This is a genomic window from Bacillus sp. C30, from assembly GCF_040838255.1.
Lineage (GTDB): Bacteria > Bacillota > Bacilli > Bacillales > Bacillaceae_G > Bacillus_A > Bacillus_A mycoides.
Window position 1 is genome coordinate 1 of record NZ_JBFPJH010000074.1, and the last position, 14,292, is coordinate 14,292.

The 14,292-nt window shown below is 35.9% G+C and carries 16 protein-coding genes and 1 other annotated feature; of the genes, 4 read left to right on the plus strand and 12 right to left on the minus strand.

Annotated elements, in window-relative coordinates:
* Positions 1-213: 213 nt before the first annotated feature.
* The 3 genes from AB3X49_RS09960 to AB3X49_RS09970 all read right to left on the minus strand — a co-directional run bounded on the left by AB3X49_RS09960 (position 214) and on the right by AB3X49_RS09970 (position 2,888).
* The gene (locus tag AB3X49_RS09960; RefSeq protein ID WP_001290599.1) at positions 214-459 is read right to left on the minus strand and encodes a YusU family protein; all 246 of its coding nucleotides are present in this window, start codon (positions 457-459) and stop codon (positions 214-216) included.
* Positions 460-507: 48 nt separating this feature from the next.
* Complete coding sequence (locus AB3X49_RS09965; RefSeq protein WP_002089423.1) at positions 508-810, minus strand: MTH1187 family thiamine-binding protein; 303 nt, start codon at positions 808-810, stop codon at positions 508-510.
* Positions 811-887: 77 nt separating this feature from the next.
* Positions 888-2,888, minus strand: coding sequence for a methyl-accepting chemotaxis protein (locus tag AB3X49_RS09970; protein WP_367961810.1), 2,001 nt, complete (start codon positions 2,886-2,888; stop codon positions 888-890).
* 208 nt (positions 2,889-3,096) lie between these two features.
* On the opposite strand from AB3X49_RS09970, the gene AB3X49_RS09975 reads away from it, so the two are divergent.
* The gene (locus AB3X49_RS09975) at positions 3,097-3,855 is read left to right on the plus strand and encodes a TrmB family transcriptional regulator (protein WP_002143655.1); all 759 of its coding nucleotides are present in this window, start codon (positions 3,097-3,099) and stop codon (positions 3,853-3,855) included.
* A 433-nt stretch (positions 3,856-4,288) separates the two neighbouring features.
* Here AB3X49_RS09975 and AB3X49_RS09980 read toward each other — a convergent pair whose 3' ends face one another.
* Entirely contained in the window at positions 4,289-5,473 is a 1,185-nt protein-coding gene (locus tag AB3X49_RS09980; protein WP_367961812.1) for an MFS transporter, read from the minus strand.
* Positions 5,474-5,583: 110 nt separating this feature from the next.
* Positions 5,584-6,897: an APC family permease gene (locus tag AB3X49_RS09985; RefSeq protein WP_002015963.1), complete on the minus strand. Its 1,314-nt coding sequence runs from the start codon at positions 6,895-6,897 to the stop codon at positions 5,584-5,586.
* 65 nt (positions 6,898-6,962) lie between these two features.
* Positions 6,963-7,199: a binding site (T-box leader), on the minus strand.
* 165 nt (positions 7,200-7,364) lie between these two features.
* Between AB3X49_RS09985 and AB3X49_RS09990 the strand changes: the two genes are divergently transcribed.
* Complete coding sequence (locus AB3X49_RS09990; protein WP_367961814.1) at positions 7,365-7,592, plus strand: hypothetical protein; 228 nt, start codon at positions 7,365-7,367, stop codon at positions 7,590-7,592.
* A gap of 90 nt (positions 7,593-7,682) precedes the next feature.
* Here the strand turns inward: AB3X49_RS09990 and AB3X49_RS09995 are convergent, their stop codons facing one another.
* The 3 genes from AB3X49_RS09995 to AB3X49_RS10005 form a co-directional block, all read right to left on the minus strand.
* Positions 7,683-8,648 carry a hypothetical protein gene (locus AB3X49_RS09995; RefSeq protein WP_367961816.1) on the minus strand — a complete coding sequence of 322 codons (966 nt, stop codon included), beginning with the start codon at positions 8,646-8,648 and terminating at the stop codon, positions 7,683-7,685.
* A gap of 129 nt (positions 8,649-8,777) precedes the next feature.
* Complete coding sequence (yidC, locus tag AB3X49_RS10000; RefSeq protein ID WP_002015966.1) at positions 8,778-9,560, minus strand: membrane protein insertase YidC; 783 nt, start codon at positions 9,558-9,560, stop codon at positions 8,778-8,780.
* Positions 9,561-9,588: 28 nt separating this feature from the next.
* A complete protein-coding gene (locus AB3X49_RS10005) occupies positions 9,589-9,873 on the minus strand; it encodes a hypothetical protein (RefSeq protein WP_002015967.1) in 285 nt (94 codons plus the stop codon).
* 274 nt (positions 9,874-10,147) lie between these two features.
* Between AB3X49_RS10005 and AB3X49_RS10010 the strand changes: the two genes are divergently transcribed.
* Entirely contained in the window at positions 10,148-11,041 is an 894-nt protein-coding gene (locus AB3X49_RS10010; protein ID WP_000530031.1) for a YitT family protein, read from the plus strand.
* 341 nt (positions 11,042-11,382) lie between these two features.
* The gene (locus AB3X49_RS10015; protein ID WP_002034640.1) at positions 11,383-11,769 is read left to right on the plus strand and encodes a DUF3938 domain-containing protein; all 387 of its coding nucleotides are present in this window, start codon (positions 11,383-11,385) and stop codon (positions 11,767-11,769) included.
* Positions 11,770-11,994: 225 nt separating this feature from the next.
* Here AB3X49_RS10015 and AB3X49_RS10020 read toward each other — a convergent pair whose 3' ends face one another.
* The 4 genes from AB3X49_RS10020 to AB3X49_RS10035 form a co-directional block, all read right to left on the minus strand.
* On the minus strand, positions 11,995-12,135 hold the full coding sequence (locus AB3X49_RS10020) for a DUF3985 family protein (RefSeq protein ID WP_000404757.1): 141 nt from the start codon (positions 12,133-12,135) through the stop codon (positions 11,995-11,997).
* A gap of 85 nt (positions 12,136-12,220) precedes the next feature.
* Entirely contained in the window at positions 12,221-13,273 is a 1,053-nt protein-coding gene (locus AB3X49_RS10025) for a site-2 protease family protein (RefSeq protein ID WP_002129811.1), read from the minus strand.
* A gap of 42 nt (positions 13,274-13,315) precedes the next feature.
* On the minus strand, positions 13,316-14,023 hold the full coding sequence (locus AB3X49_RS10030; RefSeq protein ID WP_061673864.1) for a DUF3169 family protein: 708 nt from the start codon (positions 14,021-14,023) through the stop codon (positions 13,316-13,318).
* Positions 14,013-14,240: a helix-turn-helix transcriptional regulator gene (locus AB3X49_RS10035; RefSeq protein WP_002129813.1), complete on the minus strand. Its 228-nt coding sequence runs from the start codon at positions 14,238-14,240 to the stop codon at positions 14,013-14,015. The genes AB3X49_RS10030 and AB3X49_RS10035 overlap by 11 nt, the downstream gene beginning before the upstream one ends.
* Between the last annotated feature and the right edge of the window lie 52 nt (positions 14,241-14,292).

Below are 14,292 nucleotides of genomic sequence, written 5' to 3' on the forward strand. Positions count from 1 at the left end.
ATTTATAAAATACTATCAAAACATTTAAAACTCTATATTCTCGTTTGTAAATATGAAGAAACTATTTTTCGACATTCAGAAAAAACGGGTTTACTAGGGAAAAAATGAGCATGCCGAAAATATTCGACATGCTCACAAAACCATTTATATTTCATGTAAATTATATAAGGATATTAATAACAAAAACTTGAGGTAACATTATCTCAAGCCTTCTTACTTCTCATTTCGCTTCTCATCATTCAGCTTTTTAATATTCGTAATTAACTGTACCATCTCTTCTTTTGCATCTGGATACGTCTCATTCCAATGTTTCACTAAAGCTGGCATCGTCTTAGCCATATAAGAATAAAGTGCCCATTTCTGTACCTGCTCTTTTCGCTCTTCGTTGCTCTCTCCAAGTAATAGTTCCGTGTATTTCTCTAGCAAGCCATCAAACTGCTCATTAAACTTTTCACTCATCTTATTTTCCTCCTATATGAAAAAAGCAGCGAAGATCGCTGCTTTTTCTTATAATTTTGATTGAACAGAGTTTAATTTCTTCTCCATCGTACTTACTTTATCACGGCGATCATCGATACGAATTGTTGTCGCAACGCGCTGTGCACCTTTCGTGTATGGAACTTCATGCATTTGTTGAATGACTTCTAAAATGACAGGAAGATCTCCTTCAATTACTGTATTCATCGGTGTTAATTGATACTTCACGCGATCAGCATTTTTCTCTAGTACCTTTTGTACTTCTGCTACATATTCACTAACACTTGGATTACCTGTTCCTACTGGAATAATCGATACATCAACAATTGCCATAATAATCTTCCTCCTATTACTGCTTCTTATATATCCATTGTCTATTTTACCGAAATTCTCATCATTTTACTAATACGTTACTCTTCTACTTTAAACTGCTCAACCAATCTTTCTAAGTCCTGCATATTCTCTGTCAAACTTTCCATCGTATGAGCTACTTTTTCTAAATGATTCACTTGTGACTCAGTTGCTGCATTTACCTCTTCAGAAACAGCTGCACTCTCTTGACTCGTGCTAGCAATTGTTTGCATAACTTCTGTAATTTCTTCTTGCTCGTGACCTATGTTATTTACCTCTTCTACAATTTTTTCAACTGAGGTACTAATAGTATTTACAACTGACATAATTGTGCGGAATTCTGTCTCCGCCTCTGTCGTAACTTTATTTTGTATATCCGCAATGTCTTTCAATTTACTTACAACTTCTACAACTCGTTTTACTTCTAACTGCACATCGCTAATCATTATTGTAATCTCACCCGTTGCCTCTTTTGATTGTTCAGCTAATTTCCGAACCTCTTCAGCAACAACAGCAAAGCCCTTACCTTGCTCACCTGCACGTGCTGCTTCAATTGAAGCGTTTAAAGCCAGTAAATTCGTTTGATCCGAAAGACCTTTTATAAGTTCTACCACATTTTGAATCGATCCAACCCTTTGCTCTAACTTACCGGACGCTTCTTCCGTATGAACAACGATAGAAGATGATTGTTCTCTTGTACGAACTAAATTACGCATCGTATTTAATCCTTGCTTAGATGCCTCTTCAGCTTTGCCAGCCACTCCTTTTATTTCACCAACGGAGTTATTCATTTGTTCCACTGACTGCGCCATATTCTCGAGCTGTTCTGAAACTTCATCTACACTATTAGCAAGAGTAGACGCGCCTCCGCTCACATCATCCATTGCACCTGAAACTGCTCTACTAGCTGCTACAGTTTCATTCGTTAAATAATGCAGATTGTGAGTCGATTTCTGTACTGTCGATACACTATTTTTAATTTTACTTACCATTTCATTCATTTGCTCAACCATATCATTAAAGTGGGTCGTAAGCATACCAACCTCATCTTTACTTGTCACCTTCATTTGTAGTGTTAAATCACCTTCCGCTACTTTTTGAACGTGATTTGTTAATAGTTGTAATGGTCTTGCTAATCTTCTTGAGAATAAATATGATGCTACTATTCCAACTAATAAACTAATACACGCCATTATAATAACTGTATTTCTCGTACTACTTAACAATCCATCAATCGTTTGTTTCGGATAAAAGATTCCTATCTTCCATTTCATCGCATCAAATGACTGACTATAAACAACTACATCTTCACCTTTTAATGTAGTGACAGCATATTTTGTTACCTCTTTATTTAAACTCTTCATAAGTGGCTCTTTAGAAACATCTTTCCCTACTTTTTCTGGATAAACAAGAGCCATATTTTTATCATTTATAATAAACATTTCTCCGTCATTATTGTATTGAATATTGTGAAGCAATTTCTGAATTGTTCCGAGCGATACATCCATCGCAACAACGCCTAATACAGATCCATCTTGAGCTGTAATTGCTTTAGAAACCCCTACACTTAACTTTCCTGTCGCAATTTCATAAGAAGGTTGTCCCCAATGAACCCTTTTCACATCAGCCTCTGAATCTTTATACCACGTTCTTGTCGTTGGATCATATCCTTCTGGCACTTGCCCACCTTCAGCAAGATTGGCACTTAATGTTTTTTTATCTTTCGTACCAATATATAAATCTAAAATACCGGGATGATTCTTTTTATACTCTGCAAACTCTTTCGTTAAAAACGCTTCCTCTTCTGGAGTAACCCCATCTTGAATCATATTACGAATCATCTCACTGTTCGCGTAATACCCCATATCTTCATCAGTTCTTTGAACAAATGTCGTAAGTTGCTCTGTCACAAGGTCCATCGTATTTTGAGAATACTGGTCTAAGGAACGCACTTCCTTTTCTTTCTGTAATTGATACATAGCTGTACCTAATATTACGAACATCATAGAAATAAGTACCGAAAATACTACTGCAATTTTTAAACGTAAACTTCTCAACATATTCCCTCAAGCATCCCCTTCTCGGTAAAATTTAATCGTATTAATCACTATATTAAGTATAATAGATAAATAAGAAAGCTCAATCCATATAGTTTAAAAAATTGAAATTTATTCTCATTTCAATCAACTTACTTGTTATCTCAACACTTGTGTAAAAACAAATAGTTCATTATCCTTAACATATAATCTCATTCGTTCGGAGGGAACTATGCTACAAAAATTCGGTTTCTCACAATATGAAAGCCAAGCTTATGAAGTTGTCGTATCAAGCAATGACCCATTAGATGCAACAACTATCGTTAAACATTCAGGTGTTCCAAAAGCAAAAATATACGAAGTGTTAGCACGACTCATTGATAAAGGGATGGTAATGGATTCTGTTTCTGAAAAGAAAAAATTGTATACAGCATTACCACTCAAGCTAGCAATTGAAAAGTTAACGACAGAATTCCAATCTAATATTAAAGAACTTGAAAATAATATTTCTAAAAAATCATTTACAGATGACCGCGTTTGGAGTTTAAAAATGCAGTCTTCTATTAAAGTACAAAGTAGGCAACTTGTAGAAGATGCGAAAGAATCCATACGCATCTCCGCATGGAACGATACCCTTTTAGAATATCTTCCTTTACTAGAACAAAAAGCAAAACAAGGCGTCCAAGTCGAGTCCCTCATAGTTGGAAAAGTGGAAACTGACTTAGAAAACATGCATTTTTTAATCCCAGCTCAAGAACCTAACGCATTAGAGCGTTATTTACTACTCATCGTTGACGATAGTGAAATTTTATTTGCTGGTGTAGAGCAAGAATCATGGCAAGCGATGAAAACAATGTCACAACCTTTCGTGAAGTTCTTTACGGAGTTCTTCTATCATGACGTTGCACTTGCGAAGATTACAGAGAAGCACCATGATCTCTTTATGCAGGATGAGGAAATTAAGGAATTGTTGATGAAGTTGAGGTATTAACAAATCCAAAAATCGATTCTACCATTTGAATAGATAATATAATTTTTCATACAAAAAAAGCTGTACCAAGCGGAGTTTTACATACTCATTTGGTACAGCTCTTTTTTACGCTTTCGCTAATTTAATTTTATGTAGTTGGTTTTTCGGATGGTTTTGATTTGTAAATACAGAACGTTCATTTTACGATTTTTTTTGCTCCTTTATCTCCATCAAAAGCTCAATAATCTTCTCATTTTGCTCTACTTGTTTCTCAGAATTTTGATAGATGAAACGAATCCATCTAAATACAAAAATAATAAGAAATAATGGGACTAAAGAAATTAGAAAACCAATAATTGAAAAATTAGACTCCATATACTATCACCTCGCTATATACTCCCTTCTCCATTTCTCTACTAACCCCTGCATTTTTTTACACAAAAAAAAGAACCTATCAAACGATAGATTCTTCTTTCGTAAGCTGATTCGAGCGTCCTCTCGTAATAGAGAAAATCGCACAAAGCAGCGCCAATATAATAAAAACGCCGCCTACCCAAGCGTTATATATAACAGATGATTTTTCAATAACAACTCCGCCCACTGTTGAACCGAGCGCAATTCCTAAATGAAGTGCAGAGTTATTTAAACCTTGCTGAATACCAGCTGATTCTGGTGCAATTTCAATTAAATAGTTTTGCTGTGCTGGCGAAATTGCCCAGCTCAGCATACTCCAAAGCCCCATCATAATAATGAAGAGCGGGAATGAGAATGTCATCATCGGCAACATAAAGATTGCACATGCAAATACGATAATGATGGAAATAATACTTTTCTTCGATCCCCATTTATCAGCAAGCCAGCCGCCAAGGCCACCTCCAAGTACCGCTGCAATTCCGAAAATGAAGTAAAACACACTAATCCAATTTGCTTCAACATGCATCACATCTTTTAGAAACGGCGTTAAATATGCGTATAGCGTTAAATGACCTGTTAAAAATAAAAATGATGTTAACTGTGCACTTACAATTTTTTTATCCTTTAACGTAGCAATTTGTTCTCTTAATGATAATACCGATGTCGCTGGTACTTTCGTTAAGAACAACGAAATACAAGCAATCGCCATAACCGTTAATATTGAAATTAATACAAATGGTGCACGCCATCCATATGCATTTCCGAGCACAAGACCTAGCGGTACTCCAAGTACGAGTGATCCACTAATACCCATGAAAATGATTCCAATTGCACGCGCACGGAAATGCGGCTCTACTACACTAGAAGCAAGTGTTACCGATAGTGCAATAATAAGCGATCCACTCGCTGCACAAATTACTCTCGAGAACATTAACATCTCGTAATTCACACTAAATGCCGAAATGATATTTCCAATTAAGAAAATTGATAATGCCACAACATACAATTTCTTTCTTTCAAACTTGCCTGTTAATGCTAATAAAACTGGCCCCGATAGAGCGAATACTACTGAAAATATTGTAATAAGCTGACCAGCTGCACTAATCGACACACCTAAATCATTAGCAACTAAATCAAGCGTTCCTCCTATAATTAGCTCAACCGTTCCGACTACGAAAGCCGCAATAGCTAAAATATATACACGAAAATTCAAGCCTTTCCCCACACTTTCTCTTTTGGTTACTACCATTATAGTAACCAAAAGAGAAAGTGGACGCAAGTACAAATTTTTTTACAGCAAAAAAGCAGGCGTATAATACGCCTGCCCTTCAATCATTAAACTCCAGTTTCTTTCTTCTTATTTAAGTACCAATATACCGGAAGTCCAGTAAATACAATTCCAATTGATAAGAAGCAGCTTACCGGATCGTTAATAATCGCACTTCCAAGTACAAACAATGATCCTAAAATCGCGACGATTGGTACGATTGGGAATAACGGTACACTGTATGCACGCTCTTTATTCTTGTTACGTTTTCTTAAAATGAAGACACCTATAAATGTCATTACATAGAAAATATAAATAATGAATACGGAAATCTCGGATAGCTTATTCGGATCACTAATAATCATTAAAATAATTCCTAATATGATTTCAACAGTAATCGCATTCGCTGGTGTTTTAAATCTCGAATTTTCTTTTGCAATAAACTTAGAAAACGGAAGGTGTCCACGCTCTGCCATCGACATCGGAATACGTGGGAATGTTAAAATCTTTCCATTTAAACAACCGAAAATAGAAATGATAATACCGATACTAATAATTTTCCCGCCATATTCTCCAAGTAACATTCCCGCAGCTGTCGCCGTTGCGTTTTCTCCAAGGGCTACAATTTTCGCTGCTGGTAATACATTTAGTAACGCTAAGTTAATTAATACGTAAGCAGCTGTTACAATTAAAATCCCAACTGTCATTGCCTTCGGTAATAACTTTGTTGGATTCTTCATTTCTCCGCCAATAGAAGCAAGCAAAATCCAGCCATCATAGGCAAATAAAGTTGCTAAAATTGCCATCCCGATACTTTGATTCTCTGATATCGGTACAACTACGTTGAAGATATCACTATTCCCTTTCCAAAACCCTAGCACAACAATTAATATAATTGGAATCATCTTCCCAACTGTCGTAACCGTTTGGACGATGCCCCCATATTTTGTTCCCAAACTATTTATAACGCCTAGGAACACAACTGTTCCAATTGCGATTGGTAAATTCCAGACTTTATCTAAATAGAAAAAATTGATCATTAAAGAACTAAAATACAAACCTAACGTTCCAATAATAGCTGGTCCATAAACAATTGTTTGCATCCAGCCAGATAAATACCCCCAAAAACTTCCGTAAATCTCCTCTAAATACGTATACAACCCACCATTTTTCGGAATTTGCGCTCCAATTTCGGCTACTGTTAAACCACTTGCTAACGTCAACAGACCACCAATTACCCAAGCAAGAATAGCCATATTAGAACTCCCTGAGTAATCTAATACGCTCCCTGGTTTCATAAACACACCAGACCCAATAATAGTTCCTACTACGATAGAAAGTGCTACTGTTAAACCAATTTTGTTTTTCTCATCATGATGCATGCTGCGTATCCTCCTTCCAATTCTAGTGTGATGCAAAAATGAAATAAAAAAACACTCCTCCCTAAAAAAGGGACGAGTGTTGTATTCGTGGTTCCACCCTTGTTTCAATTAGTAAAGTGACACACTTCACCAATTTCTCAAGTCTAAATAACGGTTTTTGCCGGCATGCAATTACTAGATATCCGTTCACTGCTGCAGTTCAGAGGTGGTAATCGATTTTCCCGTATTAGGAAGCTCACAGCCAAAGGCCTCCCTCTCTGATAATCGTAAAAAACTGATCATATCCTCATCATCACTTCTTGATGTCGAATTTTGTAGTTGTTTCCCATTATATTGAATTGTTAGAAAAAATCAATATATTTTTTATATAACATAAGAAACATTTCTCTCCTTATATTATAACAGAAGTTCCGACACTTCTCTAATTCCCTAAAAATGGTATAATTCATGTAGGAGGTGTACTAATAATGATTGCTATTTTTTGTATCATCGCTACGGTTCTTTCTTTTATATTCGCTATCATGTATCGATATAAGTATCCTGGTTATAGCATTTTAGCGGTAGCTATTATAGCTGCTGCTTCCTTCTACGTATTAGGTAAATACCAATATACTGAAGTGTTTATCGGTTTTGCAATCTTCTACTGCATCTTTGGATACATACTAACAATGAAAAGAATTTCAATGAATCATTAAAAGGGACCGATTTCTGCTTACAGAAATCGGTCCTCACATTTGTCATATGTACCTTTCGGTTGCCCACACGAAAGATACTACATAGTTCAATTATTTATCATCTTTTTTCATAAAAAATTTATGATTTGGAAGATCCACATTTAAATCTGCTAATTGTTTCTTTTCCTTTTCTAGAATCGCTTTCGCTTTTTCTTTTGTCGCCTCATCTAAGTTTGCAAAGATGTCTTCATGCTTCCCTTTCTCTGGAAGATTCACACCTAGTTTTGTCAATTCTTCTTTCGCTTGCTCGCGAGTTAATTTCCCGGACTTTTCTTGCTCAAAAATGGACTTCGCTTTTTCTTTTGTCGCCTCATCTAGATTCGCGAACATATCACCGTGCTTCCCTTTCTCTGGGAATTTCACACCTAGTTCTTTCAACTTCGCTTTCGCTTGCTCACGAGTTAGTGTTCCAGACTTTTCTTGCTTCAAAATTGCTTCCGCTTTTTCTTTTGTCGCCTCATCTAAATCCGCGAACATGTCACCGTGCTTCCCTTTCTCTGGAAGCGTTACGCCTAATTCTTTCAATTTCTCTTTCACTTGCTCATGCGTTAATGCTCCGGACTTTTCTTGCTCAAAAATGGACTTCGCTTTTTCTTTTGTCGCCTCATCTAAATTCGCGAATATATCTTTGTGCTTACCTTTCTCTGGGAATTTCACGCCTAGCTTTGTTAATTCCTCATTTGCTTGTTCGCGAGTTAATTTCCCGGATTTTTCTTGCTCTAGAATCGACTTCGCTTTTTCTTTCGCCTGATCATCTAGTCCTGCAAACATTTCCTTGTGCTTACCCTTCTCTGGGAATTTCACACCTAATCCCTCTAACTGTTTCTTTGTATCATCCATAATCGTTTTTACTTTTTGTTTTGTTGCTTCATCTAAATTCTTCTTCGCAGTTCCTTTTGTAACTTGCTCAGCTGCTGGAGTATTCGTTGCCGCAAACGCTGGTATACCAGCTCCTCCTACAATTCCAAATGATAGAGCACCTGCAATTACTAAATACCCAACTGTTTTCTTCTTCATAGGAAATTTCCTCCTTCATATTTCTAAAGCATGTACACTTTCGTATACAATGCCAATAGTAATGTTGGTTTCTTAAAATTTCCTTAACGATTTAAATAAAAAATACCGCTCATCACGAGCGGCGTTTTTCTAAGCTTTTTGTAATTGTAATTCTTCACGTTCCATTACTTTTCTTAATACAATTGTTTGTGTCATTGTAAATAAGTTACCTGTAATCCAATACAGCACCAGTCCTGATGGCGCCGCAAATCCCATAAATAGAATCATTGCAGGCATCATAATTTGCTGTATTTTCAGCATTTGAACTTGTTCTCCAGGCGTTACATTTGATTGGAACACCTTCATTTGAATAAATGTTGTTAACGCTGCGATAATCGGTAATATATGATATGGATCTGCATGTCCTAGGTTCACCCATAAAAATGAAGATGTACGAATCTCTTCAGTTCGGCTAATCGCATAATACAAAGCAGAGAAAATCGGCATTTGTATAAAGATTGGCCAGCACCCAGCTAACGGATTCCAACCGCCTGATTTCATTAGTTCTGACATTTCTTTTTGATACTGCTTTTGTTTTTCAAGATCTTTACCCACATCACCGTATTTCTGTTTCAGCTTCTGTAATTCAGGTTGCATTTTTTTCATTTTCGCTTGGCTACGATATTGTGAAACAGCTAATGGAATCATTGCTGAACGAATAACGAGCGTCATGATAATGATGGCAATCCCGAAGCTAGCTCCAGGTATATGATGAGCAACAAATTGAATCATAAATGAGATTGGATATACGAAATAATGGTTCCAAATTCCCGTACTATGTGAATCAATTGTACCTGCATTACTGCAGCCAGATAAAACAAAAACAAGTAATAATGATAAACTAATGAGCCTAGCTCGGTATGATTTTAACATGTTCATTCCTCCAATGTTTCGTAATTAATTAGCGAAACATTGGTGTATACGGACCTACCTCGTCACTCTCTCCACTCGATTCTTGTCTGCGGACAGAACGAATCATTCCATATTTATAAAAAATAGAAAATAGCGGTACATTTCTTGTACCCTCTTCACACGTATCTACTAGTTTAAAAGCTCTCTGTCTACCGCTCGATGCTTGCTGACGCACAAAGCGAGACACGTTAGCAAGAAAAAAGACTTCTAATACACAAAGCGCTGTCGTTACAAACGATATATATAGAATTGCATCCTGCAATAAAAATTCCATCGCTTCACATCCTTAATAAAGTCATTTTAGCATATTCAGCAAACATTCTCTATTTCCTTTTGTTCTCAAAAGTTTTTTTGCATATTTTCTCAAAAAATTATGCTAGAAAACCAATGTATTCGCTTTCTTTAGTATATTCACACGTATCTTTGAATAGGTTTAATTTGTTAGAAATTTATAAAATTTTTGCATTATAATAAAACTATTGCCAGTTTTTGAAAAAAGCTTTATTCTCTTCTTGTAATCAAAAATGAATATGGAGATGAAACATACTATGGGTCAACTAGGAGACGCCGATTACGTTCCCGACACCGCCTTTTTATCCTTCCCAGCAGCTAAAACATTTCATTTAGAATTCATCATACAGTTAGTTGTTATTTTTATAGCTTCTATTTTGTATGCAATTTCTATGAATATGTTTTTTATCCCGCATAATATGATTAGCGGTGGGTTCGCTGGTGTAGGGATGATTATCGGTTATTTAATGCACTACAATATCGGAGCACTTATCTTTTTACTAAACATTCCGCTTCTTATTTTAAGTCACTTTTACTTAGGAAAGAAGACAACCTTTTTAACGGCATACTTTGTGGCTGTATCATCTTTAGCGATGAACATTATCCCAGTACACCAAGTTTCAGACGATATTTTACTGTCTTCTGTATTCGGTGGTGTCATCTGCGGTGCTGCCTCAGGAATCATATTCCGATTTGCTTCTTCAACAGGTGGTTTTGATGTTGTTGGATTGATTGTAGCGAAACATCGCGATGTTTCAATTGGAGCAATCATCTTTGGATTCAACTTAATCTTACTTGTTGCAGCAGGATTTATTTTCGGATGGGATATTACGCTTTATACGTTAATTAGTCGGTTTGTAGTCAGCAAAGTAATTGATGCCGTGCATACAAAACATATTAAATTAACGATAATGACAATTACAGAAAAAGGTGAGGAAATAAAAAGCTCACTATTACATCACGGCATACGTGGCGTAACAATGGTAGATGCTGTCGGCGGCTATACAAACCATAAGAAAAAAATGATTTACACTGTCGTAACTCGCTACGAGTTGGGCGAAATGAAACGTATTATCCGCCAAGTGGATAATAAAGCATTTATGAACATTACTGAAACAGTTGAAATTGTCGGCCGTTTCAAACGTATATAAAAAAGCGCAAGGAACTACAATTCCTTGCGTTTTTTATTTTTTACACTTATTACAAAATCAGATAATTCTATTATTGTATCACTAAATATGTTATAATAAAACTAGACTTACAAAAAAGAGTATATAGACTTGGAAGTTTCTCTTATTTTTATAAGCAAAAAGAAACGAGCAGTCGGGTATATTTCAGACACCATACACGTAACGGTTTAAAAAAAACCGATCATCTTAGTTATTCTTCACTGATCTTTTTATAAAAGATACGTACAACTAAAATTCACTTCAATATACTATACCTACCTTTTTGACTTCCAAATCATCTTATTACATAAGGAGATGAACATATGAATCAATATATACGATACACACTAGCTGTCCTATTTGCGATCGTCGGCGGCGTGATCTGTTTCTGGACAAACACAGAGCTTGGAGAGAATATCATTTTTAATGGAATCGAAACCCTTGTAAGCGCTTCAATTTTAGGCGGATACATTTTCTTCCTCTTCAATCCAGAAGAAAATGCTCAAAAAACAATGTTATTAACAATGATCGGAATCGTTGGTGGATGTATTTCCTACTCAATGACAAACTATACATTACCACTTCAATTAAGCTCAGCTTTCTTCCACGGTCTATGGACTTGGTTTATCGCATTCTGCCTAGCAGACGTATTCAATCTATTACAGGACACTGAAGAAGAAAATGGTCGTCAAATTGAAAGTAACTCGTAAGCTGGAAGATATTCTTCCAGCTTTTTTGTTTACTGTTCTTTCCTGTTCATACCCCATCACCAAAATAAAAAGAAGTTACCCCCACGGCAACTTCTTTCCCATATACCCCACTTAGTATTCAATTAAATATATCAACGATTTTTAAAATATATCGATCGTTTCTCCACTTATATCAGCGATTTTTTCATTATATCGACGGTTCGACACTCAAAACGCACAACATGCCTATCCCCCAAGTAACTTACTGCCGAACTCAACGATTAAAAAGATAATTAATAGGATCGCGAGTATCTTTAATGCTACATACGCCACTTTAAAAACAGCATAAATGAGCAAGACTATCAAAATAATCGATAAAATTTCCATATGTATCTCCTCCTATCTCTTTTATTCTACCTGTACTTCGTTTTTTATGAAATCGAATAAGATGACATATAAAAAAGAGGATACCTCACCCATCGTAAGATACCCTCGCCTGTAGCTGCTCAAACCATTCTCTCTCTACTTGTAAATATCCCATTCCACTCTTCTCAGCACTCTCCAATTCTTTATCAGCTTTCTTCATATAAATGCGGGAAGCTTCCATATCGTCCTCTAAATATTTAATAATTCCTTGTGTACGGTAATATCCGTTTAAATCCATTTTGGTAATGGCCTTTGCATGTTCCTTTGCTTCTTGCAGAGAAAGGCTATCCGTCTGATAAAGAGCTTTATATAAAAGATACCAACTATGAAAACTACCAACGAAAAATTTATTTTCCTTCGTTACAGATAGCTGAACAATTTGTTCTATATACGGTATCGCTCTTTCCATTCCCTTTTGATCAGCTCGGGCATAAAAGACGAGCATAAGTCCGCTCATTATCTCTCTTATACTTTTATCCTCTTTTAATTTTTCCTCACTAAGTTCTACTAATCTCTCATCCCAATCTTTCGGTCTTTTATAACTAAATAACTCACTCGATATTTGAATCGTATATAAATGCTGCTTAGCTTTTTCATCATCTTTAATTAAAATGAGAAATTGCATGCCATCACTCAGAAGCGTTCCTTTTATCGGCACAATTGTAACTGCAAAAATCACAAAGTGGAAAACGGAAAAATATAAAAGATATTGATAATAGCTCACCATGTATATGTAACCTGAAGTAATACCGAATAATAAACTCATAATTGGTCCGCCTAAAGTCATCCACGCCCATTTCTTTGAAAGGTTCGGTGTCTCTATAGAAGACGGTGCTAACATCACCACACCACCAAAGTACGCCCATAATTTATTTTCTCGAATGCGTAATTTCCCCTTTTCTTTTTGAACAGTGATAGGTCCTACTGTCATAAATTTAAAATTCAAACCACCTATCAAACCAAATACTACGTGCCCTAGCTCATGAATGGCTAACACTAATAATACAATTCCAAATACTGCCCATATATTCAACATTACTTCTAATTTCCCAGTTCGAATTACTCCGTATAAAATGGACAGAACTAGCGCCGCCGTCATGGAACCAGCTGGCCTTCTTAAAATATCCACCTTTTTCTCCCCTTAATAAATCATTTTTCTCTGCATTTCGTACATGAATTTTCCGAGATGCAATATCCAAATAAATGAGATTAAGCCAATTAATACAAAATCGATATCACTAGCCGCTGTATATATAACGGCAGCCCACCATACATATGCCAATATTGTATTCGTAAATTCATATGCTTTATATCCAGCCTCATGCACAATGTGCTTTAATCCTTCATCTGCGTTTTTCGTCCACATTTTCATAGATTCCATATATGTTACACCTTGTTCAGGATATAGCTTATTATAACGATTTTTTGTTATGAGCCCGATAACCACTACAATAGTTAAACAGACAATAGAAGCTACTAAATTCCACACTGCAAATGACACATTTGTATCCTGTAACAGTGCACGTCTACATGTAATAACTGCATATACAAACCATGCCTGCGTAACTATATCACCTACACGTAAATATATACTTATAATGCCTAATTTTCTGCCTTGTACGCTCTCTTCTTCATCGCGTGCCTCCGCTAACATACGTGTATTCTTCCAAGTGTAGTACATCATTAAGATTCCAAAAATAGTACATACACCTATAAATGTATTAGATGATAATTTTCTCGGTTCATTCGAGAGTAAATTTAAAGCTATATAAGATGTTAAAAAGCCACCCATCATACTTAATGCTATTTTCCCCACAAAATCAAATTGTTTTCTTCGTTTACTCTTCATCTTCATCGTCCTCTTCCCCCTCCACCAACATAAATATCTCCTCCACCGGCGCTCCAAAAATTTGTGCGATTTTTAGCGATAACACAATAGATGGTGCATAATCTCCGCGCTCAATTAAACTAATGGTTTGCCGTGATGAGCCAATCGCTTTCCCTAAATCCCCTTGTGATAAACGATGCTTTGCTCGAAATTCCCTCACTCGATTTTGAAGCTTCATGTCTTCCCTCTTTTTCATTTATTTAATTAAAATTGTAAATAATATCCTTATC

What these genes read in the sequence shown, in the direction of transcription:
- AB3X49_RS10020 (WP_000404757.1), bottom strand. Translation starts at nt 12,135, where the DNA reads ATGGAAATTTTATCGATTATTTTGATAGTCTTGCTCATTTATGCTGTT.
- AB3X49_RS10005 (WP_002015967.1), bottom strand. Translation starts at nt 9,873, where the DNA reads ATGGAATTTTTATTGCAGGATGCAATTCTATATATATCGTTTGTAACG.
- AB3X49_RS10035 (WP_002129813.1), bottom strand. Translation starts at nt 14,240, where the DNA reads ATGAAGCTTCAAAATCGAGTGAGGGAATTTCGAGCAAAGCATCGTTTA.
- AB3X49_RS10030 (WP_061673864.1), bottom strand. Translation starts at nt 14,023, where the DNA reads ATGAAGAGTAAACGAAGAAAACAATTTGATTTTGTGGGGAAAATAGCA.
- AB3X49_RS10010 (WP_000530031.1), top strand. Translation starts at nt 10,148, where the DNA reads ATGGGTCAACTAGGAGACGCCGATTACGTTCCCGACACCGCCTTTTTA.
- AB3X49_RS09965 (WP_002089423.1), bottom strand. Translation starts at nt 810, where the DNA reads ATGGCAATTGTTGATGTATCGATTATTCCAGTAGGAACAGGTAATCCA.
- AB3X49_RS10015 (WP_002034640.1), top strand. Translation starts at nt 11,383, where the DNA reads ATGAATCAATATATACGATACACACTAGCTGTCCTATTTGCGATCGTC.
- AB3X49_RS09995 (WP_367961816.1), bottom strand. Translation starts at nt 8,648, where the DNA reads ATGAAGAAGAAAACAGTTGGGTATTTAGTAATTGCAGGTGCTCTATCA.
- AB3X49_RS10025 (WP_002129811.1), bottom strand. Translation starts at nt 13,273, where the DNA reads ATGACGGCGGCGCTAGTTCTGTCCATTTTATACGGAGTAATTCGAACT.
- yidC (WP_002015966.1), bottom strand. Translation starts at nt 9,560, where the DNA reads ATGTTAAAATCATACCGAGCTAGGCTCATTAGTTTATCATTATTACTT.
- AB3X49_RS09960 (WP_001290599.1), bottom strand. Translation starts at nt 459, where the DNA reads ATGAGTGAAAAGTTTAATGAGCAGTTTGATGGCTTGCTAGAGAAATAC.
- AB3X49_RS09975 (WP_002143655.1), top strand. Translation starts at nt 3,097, where the DNA reads ATGCTACAAAAATTCGGTTTCTCACAATATGAAAGCCAAGCTTATGAA.
- AB3X49_RS09985 (WP_002015963.1), bottom strand. Translation starts at nt 6,897, where the DNA reads ATGCATCATGATGAGAAAAACAAAATTGGTTTAACAGTAGCACTTTCT.
- AB3X49_RS09970 (WP_367961810.1), bottom strand. Translation starts at nt 2,888, where the DNA reads ATGTTGAGAAGTTTACGTTTAAAAATTGCAGTAGTATTTTCGGTACTT.
- AB3X49_RS09990 (WP_367961814.1), top strand. Translation starts at nt 7,365, where the DNA reads ATGATTGCTATTTTTTGTATCATCGCTACGGTTCTTTCTTTTATATTC.